Source organism: Roseibium sp. TrichSKD4, assembly GCF_000148725.1.
GTDB lineage: Bacteria > Pseudomonadota > Alphaproteobacteria > Rhizobiales > Stappiaceae > Roseibium.
In genome coordinates this window covers 89143-109473 of sequence record NZ_GL476304.1, presented here as the reverse complement: position 1 = coordinate 109473, position 20331 = coordinate 89143, and the positions used below count along the sequence as shown (strand labels likewise).

Sequence of the window (20331 nt, the reverse complement as noted above, 5' to 3'; positions counted from 1 at the left end):
TTTCTCTCCTCACGCTGCGGACTGAATGGACCGCAGAGAGGCCGGAATAACTATAGTGATTGTGGTGCCCTCACCCACTGTCGATTTGACATGGATTTGCCCGCCAATGACTTCGGTCACGAGGCGGTAGACAATTGCCATTCCCAGGCCAGACCCGCCTTTGCCAAACTTGGTCGTGAAAAAGGGCTCAAAAAGGCGTTTAAGATTGCCATCGGAAATTCCGCAGCCATCATCGTTGCATTCGATAATGATGGCCCCATCATGATTTTTTCGAGATGACACGGTCACCTCACCTGCATCTTGCCCCTCGTAGCCGTGCTTTACGGCATTCTCCACGAGGTTGGTCACAATCTGACTTATTGCGCCGGGATAGCTGACAACATTCACATCTGCTGACAAATCGAGCTTGACCGAGAAAGGCGTCGCTCGCATGGAGGGTTGAATGGTTGCAATGGTTTCGCGAATGATGTGGTCGATGTTGAATTCGCGGCGTTTTTCGCTTTGCCTGTCCACTGCGACCTGCCGAAAGTTCTGCACCAGCTCCCGCGCACGGGCGAGTGTTTTCTCGATTACTGTTGAGCACTCTGTAACCCGGTCAAGCTGCTCTTCCAGAAGTTCTCTTGTGAGCGCTTCATGGGAAAGGTCGCGCTTCAAGATCACGCAAGCTTCCGAGATTGTCGTAGCGGCCATCAGGCCATTGCCCAATGGAGTATTCAGTTCATGTGAGACACCGGCAACGAGCGAGCCAAGTGCGGCAAGATTGTCGGCCTGAATCAATTCATCCTGAACCTGCTTCAGCTGTTCGGTGCGTTGATCGACCAGGTCTTCCAAATTCTGTTGGTAGGCTTGAATTTGCTTCAAGTCGGCATGTCGCTTCATCACCATTGTTTGGAGCGAATTTGCCAAGACGCCTAATTCGTCCTGTCGGCCTGGCAACAGCTCAATGTTTGGCGGCGTTTCGATGAGGCCGGGAATATTTAGATACTCAACGATTTTGGAGAGCGGGAAACCTATCAACCGATCGAAAATAAGCTGCAGAATGATGGCCAAGAATAACAGATAGAACACAATGCTTATAACTGTTGAGACAACAACAGAGGTCACTTGCTCCGTAATCTCAGCGCGATCGATGATAAAATGAACCGTACCGATCTGCCCGCCTGCAGAATACTGGATTGGGCTTAGAAGATCGTACGAGATAATATCGTTGACCGCCTCATCAGCAGGAAAGCCGTAGGTACCGGTGTCCGGTGTCTCGACCCAAACCTGATCAACAACCTCCAAACTCAAGAGACCGGCGACGATCTGATCAGCTGATGCCTTGTTGATTGACCAAACCGCACGTTCCAAAGGCTCTTTTGACGCCTGAAAAAGTGTTTCTGTGGTGGTAATGGCGCGGCCCATTTCACGCTGCCAGAGATACTGCGTCAGCCCGCCAATAAAAATTAGGCTCAGAACTGCAAACGATCCGAGGGTATAGAGGATGAAAGTGCGCGACAGACCGGTCTTTGGCTTTGTCGATATGTCATCCTCGCGTCGAGAACGATTTGCACCCATACGAAACAATACTCCTGCGCTGCAATTGCGGTCAGTGCCACTTTGACAGCAAACTGCATCTGCGGAACATTGTGAACAATACTGTTATTAGTAACAAGCGTTATGCTGTTTTTTGGGCTGCGTGCGCTTTATGATTTCTCCAACAATCGGAAAGGTAGAAATCTCGTCCTTAATTTTCTAAATATTTCAGACTGTTAATCGCATAAAAATTATTGCAAACCGGAAACTGCCAGACTTAGAAGCGCGTTTTCCAATGCAGCACCACCCACGCAACGCTTTTTATTCGCTAGAAAACCCGGCAATTAACTGTGTATTTCTCCAAATATAATGCAATCTATAATTGTATTCTATTACTGCAAATCTTACAGTTACTCAATCGAATTGGAATATACCGTTTGTCGATTTGGAATCTGCATTACCCTCAAGCCACGGAAAGCAGAGACCCAAAAAAACCGGCTTGCCAATTATGCCGCACCGGTTTTCACAGTCGAAAATTATGGCTCCAGCCTAATATTGGCGGAATAAAGCGACAAGCTTTCCCTGAACCCGGACCCGGCCAGGCCCGAAAATCCTCGTTTCATAAGCAGGGTTAGCAGCTTCGAGTGCAATTGACGCGCCCTTCTTTCGAAGCCGTTTCAAAGTAGCCTCTTCATCATCCACCAAGGCAACAACAATATCGCCGCTATCGGCGCTGTCAGACCGGCGGATCAGGACGGTATCACCATCAAGAATACCAGCCTCGATCATGGAATCGCCTCGGACTTCGAGAGCATAATGCTCACCCTTCCCGATCAGCTCTGGCGGTACACTTATGGAGTGGCTGTGGGTTTGAATGGCTTCAATCGGCACACCGGCGGCAATTCGTCCCATAACCGGTATTTCGGTTGTCTGAGCTTCTACGACTGGCGCTGAGGGCTGCCGTGCTTCGGCTTGCGGCTTACCCAAAGACCCTTCGATAACTTCTGGAGAGAAACTGCCTCTCGGACGCGGGCTACCCAATCCCGGCGCTATTGACTCCGGCAAACGGACAACTTCCATCGCACGGGCCCTGTTCGGCAATCGTCTGATAAAGCCCCGTTCTTCCAATGCAGTGATCAGTCGGTGAATTCCCGACTTTGATCTCAAATCCAAAGCATCCTTCATTTCGTCAAAGGATGGGGGAACACCGGTTTCCTTGAGACGTTCATTAATGAACATCAAAAGCTCATATTGCTTACGCGTCAGCATTAGCGAATCTCCAGCGCCACCAAATGGTACAAATCATGAACACACTCTAACTGTTCTCACTGTGTTCTACAACAGTTAAGGATTGCTTTCCGGTTTTTTCCGGAAAAATGAACAGTTAGAAAACAACAAGATATCACTCGGCCCACTGATGCCAGGGACGCGCAGGAATGGATTTTGCGTTCTCAATTCGTTCAATACCTGTTCGGGCTTGCATTTCTTCGTCAGTCCTCATGCTGGAAAGCCAGATCGAAACAGCTCCGGTTTGCGCCCGCTTTGATCTATCAAACAGCTGCGCCGTACAATTTGCACCAGACATATCAAAGTCCGTGATGACCAGATCCGCTCTCGAGCAATCCTGTATGGCAGCTGACACTGTACGAGGCAGAGCAACAATGAGTGGGTTTGCTAATCCGTTTACGGGAAAGGCATGCACGACACACCCCTCATCATCACACCGCTTTTGATCGTCTGCCATCGGCAATTCCGAAAGTGTCGAGACATCCATCCCTTCGCGCTGCAACCACATCTCGTTTCTAAAGCCCTGACGAGTTGAGGTTAAGCGAAACACACCATCAGCGTCTCGGGCTGCCAGGTGCAGACCCGTTGCTGAAATTTGTATGTCCGGTCCATTCGACAACAGCCAAAGCGCGCTGCCGAGAAAGGCTGGCAAAAAGGCAGCGATCCGTAACCTCCCTCTCAGCACAAGACCGCCAAACAAGCCGCAGAACAATAAAAAGGCAGAGGCTGCCGGGGGCGGCACAACATGCCCTCGTCCTGCATCCAGATTTGCGGTGAACCTCGCCATTTCCAGGATGAGCGACAAACTGGCTTCCATCACGGTCACGGGAAAGGACGCGAGACCAAAAGGCAATAGCAGCAGAGCAAGTAAGCCCATTGGCATCGTCACGAGCGAGAAGATCGGCATTCCGAGGATATTGCCCACAAGACCATAGGGCGCGATGCGGCCAAAATGGTATGCGCCGACAACCCCGGTCGCCAGACCGGCAATGAGTGATGTCAGAATGAGCCCCCCAGCCCATTTGCTAATCAAAGTGAGAACACCTCGATTTGGCCCAGGTGCAGTCAGCCGCCCGCCAGACTTTTCCTTGCCACTTTTCCTTTCGCGCAATGCTTCATAGGCTGCAACCAGACACAAGACCGCGGCAAAAGACATCTGAAATCCGGGATGAAACAAGTTCTCAGGGGCCATGATCAAAAGCGCAAGACCCGCAATTGCCACACTTCGTAGGGTCAGCCCCCGCCTTCCGATCAAAATGCCAAGAAACACCAGAGCAATCATGATGAAAGACCGCTGCGTTGCAACGGAGGCACCAGAGATGAGCAAATAAAGCGTTGCTGCCACCAAAGCACCAAGTGCTGCAAACTGGTGGATGGGCTGGATCAAGGCAAAGCGCGGACTTAGCGCCAGCAGCATGACGAGCAAGGAAAACGCCCCACCTGCAAACAAGGCCATGTGCAAACCGGAAATTGCCAAAATATGCGCAAGTCCGGCCTGACGAAGGACATCTTCCGTTTCATCTGAAATGTGATCTCGGTTACCCACCAAAAGTGCAGCAACAAGCGCCCCCGCATCCGGGGTTTGAGTGAATTTGAGCAGTCTTTCTGACAGGCTTGCTCGCACTCCTGCAAGAACTCTCATAAATTCGCTCACACGTCCGCGCGAAGCTGCTCCTGAAACTTCATCCGGCTTACCAAAGGCAAATCCTGATGCCCCGATCTTTTGAAAATAGGCAATGAAGGAAAAGTCATATCCACCTGGCACGGCAGGGCCTGCAGGCGGAAACAATCTGGCCCGCACGGAGATAGTGGACCCAACCCTGACAGTGCTTTCTTTAGGGACCGAAATTCGGACCCGTTCCGGATTGCCCTGCTTCAACGCATAGGCCGGACCATTAATCGCTGTCACGTGCAAAAGTACCCGCTTTCCGCGGGCACTTCGCGAGACATCAGCCACCCATCCCGTCACCTCAAAACTTGCACGCGCTGTTACCCGAGGCGCGTCAACTATGGTTGTTCGCAAACTCGCAAGTCCGGAACCGCAGACCACCCAAACAACAAGCATGCCGGTTAGACCCAACCGGCCTTTGAGATGTTTCCAAATGCCAATCGATGCAACCAACAAAGCCAAAGCGGGAAAAACATATGGTGAAGGCTCTTGCGGGAGCGCAAAATAAATCCAGATCCCGGCAGCTAACCCGAATATTGCCCACAAAACTCTATTTAAACCCGGATTTCCCAAGTAGTCAGCTGATTTAGCTTCTTCTATCCTATTTTTCTCTTTATATTACAGCGTGTTACTTGATGACGGAGGGCTGAAAAATGGCACACCCAACGGGTGCGGGTTCTGAGAGCGATTTTCGGCTGGATTTTGACCCTCGGGTGCGGTTGGAATTCCACGGTTCAAAGATCAGTTCTGATGGCGGTCTTCTGCTTTACCGGGAGCTTGATGACGCCCTTGGCCTTTTCGGCAAAGCGGTTCGGTTCCTTCGGGATACCCGCAAAGGTAAGAATGGCGTTCACACCTTGATGGGCCTGCTGCGCCAATCGATATTTGGTCGCCTTGCGGGCTATGAAGATGTGAATGATGCCGTGCGTCTGTCGCGTGACCCGGTAATGCGCCAGATTATCGGGGGCCGTGCCGTTGACACTCAGGCGGCATCCTCCTCCCAGATGGGCCGCTTTGAGACTGAGGTGCTCGCGACTGCCGCCAACAGGGAAGCCTTGGCCGATATGCCCGGTCAATGGATTGATGCGGTGCATGGTCGCCAAGGACTGAACTACATCACCTTGGACATGGATAGCTCTGTCAGCCCCACCCATGGCGCTCAGGAGGGAACCGCATGGAACGGGCATTTCGGCTGCAACTGCTATCACCCATTGTTCATCTTCAATCAGTTTGGCCACTTGGAACGCTGTGCCCTGCGCAATGGCAGCGTCCACAGCGCGGATGACTGGAAGGCTCTTCTGATACCCGTCATTGCGCGCTATGCAGAGCGCGACATCATGCGCTTCTTTCGCGCTGATGCCGCCTTTGCCATTCCGGAACTTTACGAGACTTTAGAGGCTGAAGGGTACCGCTACGCCATCCGCCTCAAAAAGAACGCTGTGCTGGAAGAGAAGATCAGCCATCAGCTGACCCGCCCCGTGGGACGTCCCTCAAAGACAAAGATCAAGCGCTTCTATGAGGTTTTTGAGTATCAGGCTGCTTCATGGAGCAAGCCCCGTCAGGTGGTTGCCAAGATCGAATGGTATCCCGGTGATCTATTCCCTCGCGTGGGTTTTGTCGTCACCAACTTGCCGATGGAGCCGGAATGGATCATCCGCTTCTACAATCAGCGCGGCACAGCCGAACAGCACATCAAAGAAGGCAAGAACGCCATCACTTGGACCCGCCTGTCCTGCAAGCGGTTCTGTGACAATGAGGTCCGGCTTCAGCTTCACGCATTGGCGTATAACCTTGGTGTCTTCCTGCAAGGGCTAGACCTCCCGGAAGAGGTCGCCGACTGGTCGCTGACAAGTATCCAGAGCCGCCTCATCAAAATCGGGGCAAAGGTCGTACGCCATGCGCGCAAAATCACGTTCCAACTGGCAGAGGTGGCTGTATCAGGCTACGTCTTCGGACGAATCCTCGCCGCAATCCGCGCCCTCAAGCCCCCGCCGAGGCCTGCATGACGCTCCAAACAACGAAACCAACACAAATGCGGCTCCACAGCTGTGTCTTGTCGCAGCCCAAACGGGATAAAGTCCACGAAAAGCTCAAAAACCGCGCTTACGTAACCGTCAAAATCGATAATCGCCCCGACAACGCTGCCGTCAGAGTTGCAAACGTCCGTGAAAACGGTCAACCTCGTCGCAACACACAGTTACTTGGGAAATATCCGTTAAATGCAATTGCCGGGAGAAGTCCGTTGCCCGATCTGAGCCGCGTGTTGAAGAACTATGCTTTTTGGTATGCTTCTGACTCCACCAGCGCTCCGCGATCCCGCCATGTACGGGTGCAGAGCTATCAAGAGTATTAGCGGGCTGAGCTATTTCGGACTTTGGGGCTGTACTACCCCGGTTAATATGTGTGCGAAAAAGATCCCGTTCCTCGGTCAATACGCCCCATACCCCGCACAGATGAAAACCGCCTATTTAGCAGCGGCACTGGCTGTGCTAAGACCTCGCCAGCTCTCGGCGGCAACGCCTTCCTCCCATCCATATTGGCAGAGACTTTCAAAAAGAACCATGGCCCAAGACTTCGTCACGCGATTTGCTCCGTCCCCAACCGGCTTTCTCCATATTGGCGGCGCCAGAACTGCACTCTTCAATTGGCTGCTGGCCAAGCATAATGGCGGCAAGATGCTGCTGCGCATTGAGGACACCGACCGGGCGCGCTCCACGCAGGAGGCCGTTGATGCCCTGATTGACGGCTTGACCTGGCTTGAACTGGATTGGGACGGCGAACCCGTTTCCCAGTTTGGACGCCTTGATCGCCACAAGGAAGTTGTCGATCAGCTTCTGGAAAGCGGCGCCGCCTATCGTTGCTATGCAACGTCAGAAGAGCTGACGCAAATGCGCGAAGAGCAGAAAGCTGCCGGCCTACCTCCCCGCTATGACGGGCGTTGGCGGGACCGGGACCCGTCAGAAGCGCCAGAAGGTGTCGCGCCGGCCATTCGCCTGAAATCTCCGCTTGATGGAGAAACAGTCATTGATGACGAAGTACAGGGACGTGTCGCCTTTCCGAACAAGGATCTCGATGACCTTGTCATCATGCGCTCAGACGGCACTCCCACCTATATGCTGGCTGTGGTCATTGATGATCACGATATGGGTGTCACCCATGTTGTGCGCGGTGACGACCACCTGACAAATTCTGCAAAGCAGGCACTTATCTACAAGGCGCTGGGCTGGGATATTCCGTCCATGGCGCACATCCCGCTCATCCATGGACCGGACGGTGCCAAACTGTCAAAGCGCCACGGTGCGCTGGGCGCAGAAGCCTATCGTGAGATGGGGTATCTTCCCGCCGCCATGCGCAATTATCTCGCACGTCTTGGCTGGAGCCACGGCGATGAAGAGATCATGTCCACCCAGGACATGGTAAAATGGTTCTCTCTGGACGCTGTTGGCAAATCCGCATCCCGATTTGATTTCAAGAAGCTTGAAAACCTCAACGGGCATTACATGCGCTCAACGGGAGATGCAGACCTCTTGAAGCATTTGAAGGTGTATTTGTCCCATGTTGAGGGAGGTGAGACGGTTCTGTCCTGGCTTGCAGATAACGAGGCAACAGCACTTGCCGCCCTGCCCGGCCTGAAGGAACGCGCCAAAACACTCGTGGAACTGACCGAAAGCGCGTCTTATCTCTGGCGGCAGCGCCCACTTGATCTGGATGCGAAGGCTGAAAAGATCCTCGATGCAGATGCAAAACAGGCTCTATCTGACCTACACGATGTTCTTTCAGCTGTCCCTAACTGGGATGCGGAAGCGCTTGAAGCGGCGGTGAAAGCCTACGCTGAAGAGAAAGAGCTGAAACTCGGCAAGGTGGCCCAACCGCTGCGCGCTGCGTTGACCGGACGTGGGACATCGCCGGGAATTTACGATGTTCTGGTCGCACTTGGACGTGATGAATCTCTTGGCCGGATTTCCGACCAAGGGTAAACTTGAACGATTGAAATAGGGGGTGGTTTGAAATCTGTACCACCCCTTTCCATTCTGAACTCGTGACATAGGTTCGGACTGGGGTACAGGCCTTTGACGAAAGCGTTAGACCCATCAACTTGCGGCAGTGCGGCAAATGGGCTAGGCAAGACACGACCATTCCTCCTGCGTCTTTCGGCGCTGAACTCATACATAAATATTTTTATGAGATTTCAGCCACTTAGACTTTGCAGTGAGTGCTAGATAAGGGGGTTACCTGAATGGCCGACAATAAAGCTGAATTCCAGGCGGGCGGTGTAAGCCACAATTTTAATATCAAGGACGGCGCAATTGGCCCGTCCGTTGTCGATATTTCTTCGCTGTACAAAAACAGCGGCATGTTCACGTACGATCCGGGGTTCACTTCGACCGCTTCATGCGAATCCAAGATCACCTATATTGATGGCGATCAAGGAACACTTCTCTACCGCGGTTTCCCGATTGAACAACTCGCCGACCATGGCGATTTTCTCGAGACCTGTTACCTGCTCCTTTATGGTGAGCTGCCAAACAAGGTCGAGAAGGACGACTTCGTCAATCGTGTCACCTATCACACGATGATCCACGAACAGATGAGCCGCTTTTTCTCCGGTTTCCGTCGTGATGCGCACCCGATGGCGATCATGGTTGGAACCGTTGGCGCGCTGTCCGCTTTCTACCACGACTCCACTGATATTGCGGATCCTCATCAGCGCATGATCGCGTCTCTGCGCATGATCGCGAAGATGCCGACAATCGCGGCAATGGCTTACAAGTACCACATTGGTCAGCCGTTCGTTTATCCGCGCAATGATCTCGATTACGCGTCGAACTTCCTGCACATGTGCTTCGCGGTGCCATGTGAAGAGTACAAAGTGAACCCGGTTTTGGCGCGTGCCATGGACCGGATCTTTATCCTTCACGCCGATCATGAGCAAAACGCCTCGACATCTACGGTGCGTCTGGCTGGTTCTTCCGGTGCCAATCCGTTTGCATGTATTGCTGCTGGCATTGCCTGCTTGTGGGGTCCTGCTCACGGCGGCGCAAACGAAGCTGCACTGAACATGCTGTCTGAGATCGGTTCTGTTGACCGCATTCCAGAGTATATCGCGCGTGCGAAAGACAAGAATGATCCATTCCGCCTGATGGGCTTCGGTCACCGGGTTTACAAGAACTACGACCCACGCGCACGGATCATGCAAAAAACCACGCATGAAGTGCTCGGCGAACTCGGCATCAAGGACGACCCGCTTCTAGACGTTGCGATGGAACTTGAGAAAATCGCGCGTAGCGATGAGTATTTTGTCGAGAAGAAGCTTTACCCGAATATCGACTTCTATTCCGGCATCACGCTTCGCGCGCTCGGTTTCCCGACCAACATGTTCACCGTTCTGTTCGCACTGGCCCGGACTGTTGGCTGGATCGCTCAGTGGAAAGAGATGGTGGAAGATCCGTCCCAGCGCATTGGTCGCCCACGGCAGCTCTACACGGGCTACCCGGAGCGCGATTATACGCCAATCGATCAGCGCCGCTGAGAAAATCGTCAATAATACCAATAACAAAGGTGCCCCTACGGGCACCTTTTTTGTTTTCGCATTGTATTACAAGCACTTCGCAATTTTTACTAGCAATTAAGGTGCTACGCCTACCCTCGCATGCAAATTTGGAAACCCAATTCTGTGTTGTGAGACCCTTCGATGAAAATCAAAAAATTCGCCAGTAACCTCAAATTTGGTCACAAGGTCGGTGGCGGTTTTGCAACCGTGCTTGCTCTTACGGCGATTGTTGGCGGTGTCGGAGCCTATGCGGTTCATAGTCTTTCAGATCGAATGGAAGTTGCAGAACACTCCACAACAGCAATTGCACACCTTCAAAAGCTGACCGAGGACCGCGAGAGGTTCCTCAATCGTCAGGATATGAAAGCGGCGGATGCAACACTTGCGGGCCTGAAGGAACTCAGCACAGAGCTTTCAACGCTTGAAAACCGCTTGAAGGATGATCCGGCTGCACGATCGTCCGTCGTTTCAGCTTCAACAGCGATTACCGGCTTCCAGACCAGTTTTGAACAGATCATCGGACTAAAAGCCGAACAGGCCGTGAAGCGGGACGAACTTGAAACAACACTGAACGAGTTCGAGAGGATTTCCAACTTCATAGCGTCCGAAGCCGAAGCTATTCGGGTCAAGGTTGGTGAGAAGTACAAGGCCTCACAGGACGTTCTTTTTGACGCCAACAAGGTTGGCCGTGCGGCTTCCGATTTTCAGGAAACTGTCTTGACCCTCAATAACCAGTTCAGTTTGGCTGGTACAAACGCAAAATTGGTTTCGGATGTAAAAGACGGCGTCCTAAAACTCGTTCCAGTGGCCGAAGAGCTTTCCATGGCCCGACTGGAAGGCGTCGATACTGCATTGCTCTCCAACGTCAGCATGAAAACCACTCATTTGGCACGGACGCTAATTAAGCTGACCAAAACAAAGGACTATTTTGAAATCGTCAACCTCACCGAGGATGCGAAAGACGCTTTTGGTGCCCTCGATGCTTTGACGAAAGATATCAGACAGCAGGCACTTCAAACTGTCGACGATGCATATGCTCAGGCCGCGAAGGCCAATGCTCAGTATGACGATGTAGCCGCCCTATCCGTTGCGGCCAATCTTTTGAGCCCAAATGCGCTCTCTCTGAAGGTCGCAACGCTCGATTTTATCATGCGCCCGGATGACAATACGCGGCAAGCCGTTCTTGACCGCATGAACGGGCTTTGGTCCGTGGAGCAAATGCTCAAGACACGCGCAGCCACTATTCGCTCAGTGCGCAAAGAATCCAAAAAAGTCGCGAAATCAATCAAATCATTTTCCATTGCATTTGGTGAGTTGGTCAACAACCGTGTCGTCTTGGAGGAAGAAGGAAATCAACTTCAAACCCTCGCAGCTGAAGTTCAGGCGATGATCTCAAAGATCTCGAATGAACAGACCAAAGCAGCTCAGGCTTCCAGTGGGCAGGCGCTCAGCACAATTGGCTTGACAGTGCTCTTGTCGATACTGGCCGGTATCGGTCTGGCGATTGCCCTAACCCTGCTGGTAACACGCCCTATCCGCAAGACAACTCAAACGATGGAGCAACTTGCAAAAGGCAATACCGAGATCACAATCGACGAGATCGACCGCAAGGATGAAATCGGCGACATGAGCCGAACCGTTCAGGTTTTCCGGGACAACGCCGTTGAAAGATCACGTCTGCAGGAGGTTGCAGCCAGCGAAGAGGCCCTTAGACAAGAACGACAACAAAAAATTGACGGTTTGATCCAGTCCTTCCGGACTACCTCACATGACCTGCTATCGGCTGTCGAAACAACTGCAACTGATCTGGACAACACAGCGCATGACTTGCGCGCCTCTGCCGATGCAAGCTCCAAGCGTGCAGAAGCAACGCTGTCAGCAACCGATGACGCATCTACAAACGTGCAAACCGTTGCCAGCGCGGCAGAAGAGCTCAGTGCTTCAATTGCCGAGATTTCACGTCAGGTGTCCCAAACAACAGAAGTTGTGGGACGGGCAACCGACGGAACCCGTCGCACCAATGAGAAAGTTGGCAGCCTGGCAACCGCAGCCACAAAAATCGGTGAAGTTGTCAGCCTGATCCAGGCGATTGCTGAGCAAACCAACCTTCTGGCGCTTAATGCGACCATTGAGGCAGCTCGTGCGGGTGAAGCTGGCAAAGGTTTTGCGGTCGTTGCAGCTGAGGTGAAGGAACTCGCTGCACAAACCTCTCGGGCGACCGAAGAAATCAGTTCACAGATTGCCGAAATCCAAAGTGCGACCACCGAATCCGTAACAGCCATCGGTGAAATCACGGAAATCATGGATGAAGTGAACCAATACACCGGCATGATCGCGGCAGCTGTTCAGGAACAGGGTGCGGCCACCTCGGAGATTTCAGACAACGTTCAAAAAGCGGCGACTAGAACCGGTGCTGTTACCGAAAATATGGCCGAGCTTTCCAACGACGTCGAATCCACATCGGGATCTGCTGAACGTGTTCTGGAGGCCTCTACAAAGCTGTCTTCCAAAACAGATCATCTCAAAAAAGAAGTCGAGACTTTCCTCAAAGAAGTCGCAGCGGCTTAAAAAACAAAACGCACCGCATAGTTTGAACTTATGTAACCCCGTGTAGGATATTTATCTGCACGGGGTATATTTGTAGGCAAAACGATGAAAGTTCATATTCTTGAATTGGATAACAATCAAACCAGTATCAACCGTCTTACGGCCGCTATTGGTTTTGAAGAACTTTCTTATTCGATCCAATGGTTTACTCCGTGTGATTTTGAGCGCATCCAGCTGCAATTGGGTGACATTGTCGTCGGAGGAATAAAATTCGCTCAAAAGGCAATGGATAGGCTTGGAATAGATGTGCCGACCCTAGATTCCGTGCCAACTTCTCTATTGCCTTTTGCACGCCGAAAAATCCAAGCATCTAATATGGGTGAAGTGCGTGCATTAGTTTCTAACGGAATCTCAATTTTTGCCAAACCTTCAGCAGACCAAACAAAACGGTTCGACGGCACATTATTTCAAAGCGTAAGAGACCTAATCCGTGACCGTCCGGCGAAGGCGCTCTGGCGCGACACCGATGCGGCCTGTTACGCTGCCTGAGCAGCGTAACGCCAGGGCAGAAGTTCGTCGAGGCGTGTGATTTTGTGGTCGGCGACTTGACCGAGGACCCAGGTCAGCCAGGCCTGAGGGTCAACACCGTTGAGCTTGGCCGTTTCGATCAGGGTATAAGCGATAGCCATGGCTTTGCCGCCGCCTTGGGAGCCTGAGAACATCCAATTTTTGCGTCCGATGGCGACGGGTTTAACGGCGCGCTCGGCGGTGTTGTTATCCAATTCCAGATGGCCGAGCTCAAGGTATGGGCGTGCTTTCGGCATTCGGCCCAAGGCATAGCGGATGGCCTGCGCGAGTGGTGACTTTCCCGAGATTTTGGGCAATTGCGTCTGCAACCATTCTTCCAAGGCGTCAAAGATCGGTTTTGCCCTAGCCTGCCGGATGGTAGCGCGGTCTTCGGGGGGCATGCCCCTGATCTCTTTCTCGATAGCGTAAAGCTCAGCAATCCGGCGGATGACTTCTTCGGCAATGGCGCTGCCCTGCGAGGAGAAGACATCCACGAACTTGCGTCGTACATGCGCCATGCAGGCCATCTCATCGGCTTTGTCGTCACCGAACACACCGTTGAACCCGGAATATCCATCCGCATGGACCCAGCCCTTGTATCCCGACAAATGAGCAACGGGATGCTCTCCTTTGCGATCCACCGTGAACTGATACCATGCACAGGGTGGCGATTGGCCAGACCAGGCACGCTCATCCCGCACATAGGTCCAGACCCGCGCCGTTTTGGTCTTCTTGTTGCCGGGGGCCAGCATTTTGATGGGCGTATCGTCGGCAAAAAGCGCAGGTCCTTGCCGCACCATCCGTCCGATGGCATCGGCAAGAGGTTCCAGCAGGGCCGTCGAGCGACCAACCCAGTCGGCCATGGTCGAGCGGTCCAGATCGACGCCTTCACGGGCAAAGATCTGGCTCAGGCGATAGAGGGGTAAATGATCGGCATATTTGCTTACCAGAACATGGGCCAACAATCCCGGTCCGGGCCGCCCACGCTCAATGGGGCGCGATGGCAGCGGCGCTTGCACAATCGCCTCGCACCATGAACAGGCTTTGCGGGGCCGGATGATCCGCTTCACCTTGAAGCGTCCCGGCACGTATTCCAACTCTTCGGTGACATCCTCACCCAGGGTGCGCAAGTTGCCACCACAACGACCGCATTCATCACCGGGAGAGAGCTCCTCGTCTTCCCGATCCAGATGATCCGGCAAGGGCTTGCGGCTGTGTTTGCGCTTCGGCTTTGGATCAACTCCCTCCTGCGACGGGGCGGGCTGTTTTGCCTGGTCTTCAGCGGCCTCAACAATCTCGGCGTCCTCGAGCAGATCGAGATTGAGCTGATCCAGACCCTCAGACTTGGAGCCGAACCGATGCCGATTGGCCCCGTGCAACTGGTGTTGAAGCTGCTCGACCTTGAGGCTCAGAGCCTTGACCTCGTCGGCCAGAAGGCGGTTCACCGCCCTCAATTCGGCGGGGTCCTCCGGGGTGATATCAAGGTCCTTCAGCATCTTCGATCTTATATCAGATCAAGGGCGTAAGTTGAATCCCGAGAGGCGCGCAAACGCCAATATATTGGCCTATCCGACGCTCAGGGGCCGCCATGTTTTTTGCGGCATCCGCCAGTCTATGCCTTCAAGCAACATCGACAATTGCGCGGGCGTCACGCTGACCTTACCGTCCTTCGCAGCAGGCCAAACAAACCGGCCCTTCTCAAGGCGCTTGCTGAACAGGCATGCGCCCTGTCGATCCCACCAGATGATCTTCAGCAGATCACCGCGCCGTCCCCGGAACACAAACAGATGTCCAGAATAGGGATCAAGCTCCAGAACCTTCTCCGCCTGAGCCGCCAAAGTGTTGAACCCGCGCCGCATGTCCGTCACCCCGGCAGCCAGCCAAACCCGCGCGTTGGACGGCACGGGGATCACGGCATTAGACCTTCAACCAAAGCCAGCACCGTCGGCAGCGCCGTCGTCCCTTCCACCAATACCCGCCGCCCGTCCGACAGCGTGATATCAACCCGCTGAGCCGACAACGGCATATCCGAGGCAAGCGCCGCGATCTGGTGGCCTGGTGCGGCCTGCGGGCCCTCTATCTCCACTGGTAGAAACGCCGCTCCATCAAGGACGCAATCGCTGTCTTCTGGCGCAAACCGCTCATCACGCAGCCAGTTGTGGATCAGGTTCGCATTCATCGCAGAGCGGCGCGCAACCTGCGCAACCGAAACCCCCGGCACTCTGGCCTGCAAACAGATCGACCGCTTCTCGTCATCCGACCAAAACCGCTTCTTGCTGCCCTTCTTCGTACCCAAAATGTGCCTCACAATGTCCATTAACGAAAATGGACATTATCACCCCACTGCGCTCCCCGTCAGAGCGGGAATACCGAACGCTCACCATAATCCCCACATCCACCATATCTGATGACGAGGTTGTACTGATAGCCGAGCCGATCGAGTTCATCAGCGAATACAGAGTCTTTGTTCAAGATAAGAACATTGTCGGAGTTCGACATTATAAAGGTGATCCACTTGTGTTTCCGGAACCTGAAACTATCCATAAATCAATAGATTCATTTTCCAACCCGCCCAAGTCATATGCCCTAGACATTGGAGTGACATCTTCCAAAAATACTGCGGTATTGGAAATAAACGACGCATATGCAAGCGCTTGCTTCGGTTTGCCCGCCATTCGGTATGCACGTTTTATTCTGGCGCGATGGCAAGAACTTTATGCGAAAGGCCGCTAGGAGTTTTCCGCTGGATCCATATGTACGATTTTTGACGATCCAATACGTCTCAATACCACTTCTGCAGCGGCACCGCTCTGGCTAGCCCCATCAGGTAGCCGCATGATGTCATCCAGCTTTTCAAAGGCCCGCGTTTGCCGGTCACGGTCTGGGGAATCTGCCAACAATGGCAAGACCTTCTGACACAAGGCGTCGGGATTGGCATTATCGTCCAAAAACTCTGGAATGATGTTTTCTTCCAGAATGATATTGGGCAGAACCATTGAATTGACGCCGCTGAATTTCAGCAGATTGTTTAGCTCCTTTACCCGCCGATAAAACCAATCAAGTTTGTAGGCAACGACCATCGGCACGCCTGACAGAGCCACTTCCAAAGATACCGTTCCTGAGGCCGCAAGGGCGGCGTGGGCCCGCCGAAATGCGCCCTGTTTAGCCTCCTGCCCGACCACAATGGTTGGCTGAACAGGCCAGACCGCTACTTCAGATCGAATGCGCGATTCAAGGTGCGACACAGCAGGAAGAAGAATTTCCAGATCTGGATACTCGGCGGCAATTTTCTCGACTGTCTGGCCGAAGGTTTCCAGCAGACGGCCGACCTCCGATGACCGGCTGCCGGGGAGAACGAGCAGAACTCTTTTATCTTCCTCCAGCGGTGTCCGCTCACCTTCGCTTGGGCGCAGTTTGGTGACGTTCTCACTTAACGGGTGCCCTACATAGTGGGTTGGTGGCCCCCCGAGCCTTTTGTGCACATCAGGCTCAAACGGAAGAAGTGCCAAAAGATCATCGACATAAACACTCATGCGCTTGGCTCGGCCCGAACGCCATGCCCACACGGAGGGAGACACGTAGCCAACAATGGGAATGTTGGGTGCCTTTTTACGAACCCGTTTGGCGATATTGTGCGTGAAGTCGGGGCTATCGATGATCACCAAAACATCGGGCTGCGCCTGGACGATCGCATCTACTGTTTGATGCACGCGCTTAATGATAAGCGGCAATCTCGCCAACACTGCGGTTAGGCCCATGACCGCAACATCACTAATTGGGAAAAGGCTTTTGTGGCCGAGCGCCGCCATGCGCTCACCACCAGTCCCAATATAGTCTGGTGTTTGGGAAAGCTGGCTGTTCAGGGCGCTTATCAATTCTGCGCCGAGCGCATCACCAGACTCCTCACCGGCCACAATCGCGACAGTCAGCTTTCGGGTTTTATCGATCATTGGTGATTGCTCATATGTCGCTGGACAAATCAAACCCATATATGAACAAGCCAAGCTCATTTGCCTTGCTCAGTGTCAAATCTCTTTCAGAAACAAGTGCATTACCGGCGTGCACAGCTACACCAGCCAACCCCGCTTTGTGAGCCAGGTCAACTGTGCGTGGCCCGATGGCCGGCAAATCAACCCGCAAATCCTGTGTCGGTTTCGCGCTCTTCACCAAGACCCCTGCCGGTGTCCGGCCTTTTACGCGACCAGTGTCACGCAGCTGTTGGCACCGCTCAAGCATGGCGTCGGTCCCTTCAGCCCCCTCAAGCGCGACCACTCGACCTCCGATCGCAACAGCAGCCTGACCGATATCGAGTTCGCCAAGTTTCTGCGTGGCGGCCAGGGCCAAACGAAGATCCCGAAGATTGCTGTCGCTTGGTTGGTGGCGCCCCATGGTACCAGCCTCTGCAAGGAGTTCTGATGCGACATCCTTAATACCCACCACGCTGTAGCCTTCCGTCTCGAACAACCCAATGACCTTCTTCAAGAGACTGTCGTCTCCGCCAATCAATGCCTTGAGAATTTTCGGCAAACGGCGGAGAGTTCCGAAATCCCCGACAAAAGACCGTAAATCCGGGCGTTGTGAAATGCCGCCAATGAGCAAGATTTCATCACATCCCGAACGTTCTAGGAACCTATAGAGGCGACCAATCTCTCCCCAGCCCAACTCAACAGCTGCAGCCTGACGGGTCGTCTCGGACGCTTCGCCCTTGATAGCAACAATGCGATGGTCCCGGCCACGAGATTGCAATACGGATACAACTTGCTCAGGAAGGGCGCCGTTGCCTGCAATTACGGCTATGCGCCCTACCCTAAAACGATCGGGTTGAAGGCCCGCCATCTATTCACCGATTGGCGGCGTGCAGAACCGGCGATTTTCCTTTTCGAGGATGAAGTCGGTAATTACCTTCACCATTGGCTGGTCATCTGAATGCGCTGCAATAGCTTCTGCTCGGCTGCGAAGGGTTCCTTCGTCGCTCTCGAAAAGCTCTTTATAGGCTGAACGCAAAGCATGGATCTGATCGCGCGGAATACCGCGACGTTTTAAACCAACCAGATTCAATCCGCCGAGGCTTGCCCTGTTCCCTGTCACCATCCCAAATGGGATCAGATCATTTTCAAGGCCAGCGAGCCCGCCTATGAATGCACCAGTCCCGATCCGGGTGAATTGGATTACAGCCGAACCACCGCCAAAGATGACACCGTCTGCAACTTCAACGTGGCCTGCGATCATAACGTTGTTGGACAGAACGATCCCGTTGCCCAGATGGCTGTCATGGCCAACATGGGAGTTTGCCAGAAACGCACAATTGTTTCCAATTGTGGTTGAACCGCCACCACCTTCTGTCCCTGCATTGACGGTTACACCTTCTCGGAAGGTGCATTTCTCACCAATGCGCACAATGGCTTTTTCGCCCTTGTACTTGAGATCCTGAGCTTGATGGCCGATGGAGGCAAAAGGGAAAACCACACACCCATCACCCAGATGCGTATCGCCAGCAACTACGGCGTGGGATTTCAATTCGACGCCAGCACCAAGACGAACATTTTGGCCCACATGCGCGTAGGGGCCAATCTTGACGCCCTCGCCCAGAAAAGCGCCGTCTTCAATTATTGCTGTTGAATGGATATCCGACATGCTGCCTCACGCGTCCACAAGCATTGCGCTGATTTCTGCCTCGGCAACCTTGGCGCCTTCAACCTTCGCTACGGCTTCGAATTTCCAGATATTCGCGCGCTGCTTGATCTTGTTCACGTGGAAATGGACCTGATCGCCAGGCCCGACAGGCTTGCGAAATTTGGCTTTGTCAATCGTCATGAAATAAACAAGCTGCGGAGGCGCATCTACACCACGTGAATTTACACAAAGAGCGCCAGCGGTTTGGGCCATCGCCTCGATAAGGAGAACACCCGGCATGACCGGTTGTCCGGGAAAGTGACCGTTAAAATGCGGCTCGTTGATCGTGACATTTTTAATGCCGATCCCGCTCTGGTCCCCATCCATCTCAATGATCTTGTCAATCAGCAGAAACGGGTACCGGTGTGGCAACAGTTTCATGATCTTGAGAATGTCAGCGCTTTCCAGCGTCTTTTCGTTGGTCGTATCCATAGTCTGCCCCTTGGCGATCAACCGCCAGTCTTCTACTCACATTTCCTTAAGCACCAGAGCCACGTTCTGCAAGCTTTCGAAGAGCTGCAACTTCACGGAACCACTGTTTAACAGGCTTTGCTGGCGTACCACCATATCGCCCACCAGCTGGAAGGTCTTCGTTGACCGAGCTTATCGCAGCAACTTGCGCACCCGCGCCTATGCGAACGTGACCACGGACACCTGATTGGCCGCCGATTGCGACAAAGTCTTCAAGTGTACAGCTGCCGGACAGCCCTACTTGAGACACCAACACGCAATGACGGCCGATAACCACGTTGTGCCCAATCTGCACCTGATTATCGATCTTCGTGCCTTCGCCGATGACCGTATCGCGGTTTGCGCCTCTGTCGATTGTGGTGTTTGCACCCACTTCAACATCGTCTTGTATGATGACACGGCCGACCTGCGGTACCTTAAAATGACCCGCCAGTCCCATTGCGTATCCGAATCCATCCTGACCCACGCATACACCTGGATGGAGGAACACACGATCCCCAAGCAAACTATGTTGGACTGTTGTATTCGGTCCGATGACACAGCCGCGGCCAATCTGGACGCCAGCACCAATAACGGTATTGGCCCTGATCACTGTTCCGGCGCCAACCGAAACATTCGCCCCGATTACTGCACCGGCCTCCACAATGACGCCATCTTCCAGTTTGGCGCTGGTGTCCACCGATGCGCGCGGCGAAACATCGGTTGGGCAAGCAATATCCACCGGTGACATTGCTAACGGGTAGAGCTTCGCAAGAACTTGAGCCCAAGACCGATAAGGATCTTTGCAGACCAGCACTGCTACATTATCCGGAACCTTGCTGACATGCTTTTTAGCAACGAGACAAGCTGCCGCTGTGGTCTGCGATAGCTGATCCAAATAGACCACGTTATCAAAGAAGACCAATGTCCCCTCCCCGGCATCCTCCACCGGAGCAACGCCCAAGATCTCGATGTTTTCGTCGCCACGCTCCAGATCTGCATCCGCCCAACATACGATGTTCTTGAGAAGAACGGATTGTGGGGGCTCGAAAAAGACCGGATCGCTCATGTG

Annotated in this window: 18 protein-coding genes; 7 read left to right on the top strand and 11 right to left on the bottom strand. The window is 53.3% G+C overall.

Going from position 1 to position 20331, the window contains the following annotated elements; genetic code table 11:
• Nucleotides 1-9: 9 nt before the first annotated feature.
• The 3 genes from TRICHSKD4_RS03405 to TRICHSKD4_RS03395 all read right to left on the bottom strand — a co-directional run bounded on the left by TRICHSKD4_RS03405 (nt 10) and on the right by TRICHSKD4_RS03395 (nt 5017).
• Nucleotides 10-1557 carry a sensor histidine kinase gene (locus TRICHSKD4_RS03405; RefSeq protein WP_009466012.1) on the bottom strand — a complete coding sequence of 516 codons (1548 nt, stop codon included), beginning with the start codon at nt 1555-1557 and terminating at the stop codon, nt 10-12.
• A 507-nt stretch (nt 1558-2064) separates the two neighbouring features.
• A complete protein-coding gene (gene lexA, locus TRICHSKD4_RS03400) occupies nt 2065-2784 on the bottom strand; it encodes a transcriptional repressor LexA (protein WP_009466011.1) in 720 nt (239 codons plus the stop codon).
• Between the two features lie 133 nt (nt 2785-2917).
• Nucleotides 2918-5017 carry a ComEC/Rec2 family competence protein gene (locus TRICHSKD4_RS03395; RefSeq protein WP_040616133.1) on the bottom strand — a complete coding sequence of 700 codons (2100 nt, stop codon included), beginning with the start codon at nt 5015-5017 and terminating at the stop codon, nt 2918-2920.
• 107 nt (nt 5018-5124) lie between these two features.
• Between TRICHSKD4_RS03395 and TRICHSKD4_RS03390 the strand changes: the two genes are divergently transcribed.
• The 5 genes from TRICHSKD4_RS03390 (at nt 5125) to TRICHSKD4_RS03370 (ending at nt 13118) form a co-directional block, all read left to right on the top strand.
• A complete protein-coding gene (locus TRICHSKD4_RS03390; protein ID WP_009466009.1) occupies nt 5125-6477 on the top strand; it encodes an IS1380 family transposase in 1353 nt (450 codons plus the stop codon).
• Between the two features lie 555 nt (nt 6478-7032).
• A complete protein-coding gene (gene gltX, locus TRICHSKD4_RS03385) occupies nt 7033-8448 on the top strand; it encodes a glutamate--tRNA ligase (RefSeq protein WP_009466006.1) in 1416 nt (471 codons plus the stop codon).
• A gap of 260 nt (nt 8449-8708) precedes the next feature.
• Nucleotides 8709-10001 (top strand): citrate synthase, encoded by a 1293-nt coding sequence (gene gltA / locus TRICHSKD4_RS03380; protein WP_009466005.1) that lies wholly within the window; start codon nt 8709-8711, stop codon nt 9999-10001.
• A 162-nt stretch (nt 10002-10163) separates the two neighbouring features.
• Nucleotides 10164-12590, top strand: coding sequence for a methyl-accepting chemotaxis protein (locus TRICHSKD4_RS27890; protein WP_009466004.1), 2427 nt, complete (start codon nt 10164-10166; stop codon nt 12588-12590).
• An 84-nt stretch (nt 12591-12674) separates the two neighbouring features.
• Nucleotides 12675-13118 (top strand): hypothetical protein, encoded by a 444-nt coding sequence (locus TRICHSKD4_RS03370; protein ID WP_009466003.1) that lies wholly within the window; start codon nt 12675-12677, stop codon nt 13116-13118.
• Here the strand turns inward: TRICHSKD4_RS03370 and TRICHSKD4_RS03365 are convergent.
• From TRICHSKD4_RS03365 to TRICHSKD4_RS03355, 3 genes are all read right to left on the bottom strand, one after another.
• Complete coding sequence (locus tag TRICHSKD4_RS03365; protein WP_009465942.1) at nt 13106-14632, bottom strand: IS66 family transposase; 1527 nt, start codon at nt 14630-14632, stop codon at nt 13106-13108. The two genes, TRICHSKD4_RS03370 and TRICHSKD4_RS03365, sit on opposite strands and share 13 nt — an antisense overlap.
• 69 nt (nt 14633-14701) lie before the next feature.
• Nucleotides 14702-15049 carry an IS66 family insertion sequence element accessory protein TnpB gene (gene tnpB / locus TRICHSKD4_RS03360; RefSeq protein ID WP_009465831.1) on the bottom strand — a complete coding sequence of 116 codons (348 nt, stop codon included), beginning with the start codon at nt 15047-15049 and terminating at the stop codon, nt 14702-14704.
• A complete protein-coding gene (locus TRICHSKD4_RS03355) occupies nt 15046-15315 on the bottom strand; it encodes a hypothetical protein (protein WP_009465502.1) in 270 nt (89 codons plus the stop codon). The genes tnpB and TRICHSKD4_RS03355 overlap by 4 nt, the downstream gene beginning before the upstream one ends.
• Here TRICHSKD4_RS03355 and TRICHSKD4_RS32185 point away from each other — a divergent pair.
• The gene (locus TRICHSKD4_RS32185; RefSeq protein WP_083782724.1) at nt 15293-15544 is read left to right on the top strand and encodes a L,D-transpeptidase; all 252 of its coding nucleotides are present in this window, start codon (nt 15293-15295) and stop codon (nt 15542-15544) included. The two genes, TRICHSKD4_RS03355 and TRICHSKD4_RS32185, sit on opposite strands and share 23 nt — an antisense overlap.
• On the top strand, nt 15462-15869 hold the full coding sequence (locus TRICHSKD4_RS32180) for an ATP-grasp domain-containing protein (RefSeq protein WP_050763324.1): 408 nt from the start codon (nt 15462-15464) through the stop codon (nt 15867-15869). The genes TRICHSKD4_RS32185 and TRICHSKD4_RS32180 overlap by 83 nt, the downstream gene beginning before the upstream one ends.
• Here the strand turns inward: TRICHSKD4_RS32180 and lpxB are convergent.
• From lpxB to lpxD, 5 genes are read right to left on the bottom strand one after another with little or no spacing between them, the layout of a single operon-like run.
• A complete protein-coding gene (lpxB, locus tag TRICHSKD4_RS03345; protein ID WP_009466000.1) occupies nt 15866-17086 on the bottom strand; it encodes a lipid-A-disaccharide synthase in 1221 nt (406 codons plus the stop codon). The two genes, TRICHSKD4_RS32180 and lpxB, sit on opposite strands and share 4 nt — an antisense overlap.
• A gap of 10 nt (nt 17087-17096) precedes the next feature.
• Nucleotides 17097-17972, bottom strand: a complete 876-nt coding sequence (locus TRICHSKD4_RS03340; protein WP_009465999.1) for an LpxI family protein — start codon at nt 17970-17972, stop codon at nt 17097-17099.
• On the bottom strand, nt 17973-18770 hold the full coding sequence (gene lpxA / locus TRICHSKD4_RS03335) for an acyl-ACP--UDP-N-acetylglucosamine O-acyltransferase (protein ID WP_009465998.1): 798 nt from the start codon (nt 18768-18770) through the stop codon (nt 17973-17975). It abuts the gene before it with no gap.
• Between the two features lie 6 nt (nt 18771-18776).
• Nucleotides 18777-19241 carry a 3-hydroxyacyl-ACP dehydratase FabZ gene (gene fabZ / locus TRICHSKD4_RS03330; protein ID WP_040616132.1) on the bottom strand — a complete coding sequence of 155 codons (465 nt, stop codon included), beginning with the start codon at nt 19239-19241 and terminating at the stop codon, nt 18777-18779.
• A gap of 46 nt (nt 19242-19287) precedes the next feature.
• Nucleotides 19288-20328 (bottom strand): UDP-3-O-(3-hydroxymyristoyl)glucosamine N-acyltransferase, encoded by a 1041-nt coding sequence (gene lpxD / locus TRICHSKD4_RS03325; protein WP_009465996.1) that lies wholly within the window; start codon nt 20326-20328, stop codon nt 19288-19290.
• Nucleotides 20329-20331: the final 3 nt, after the last annotated feature.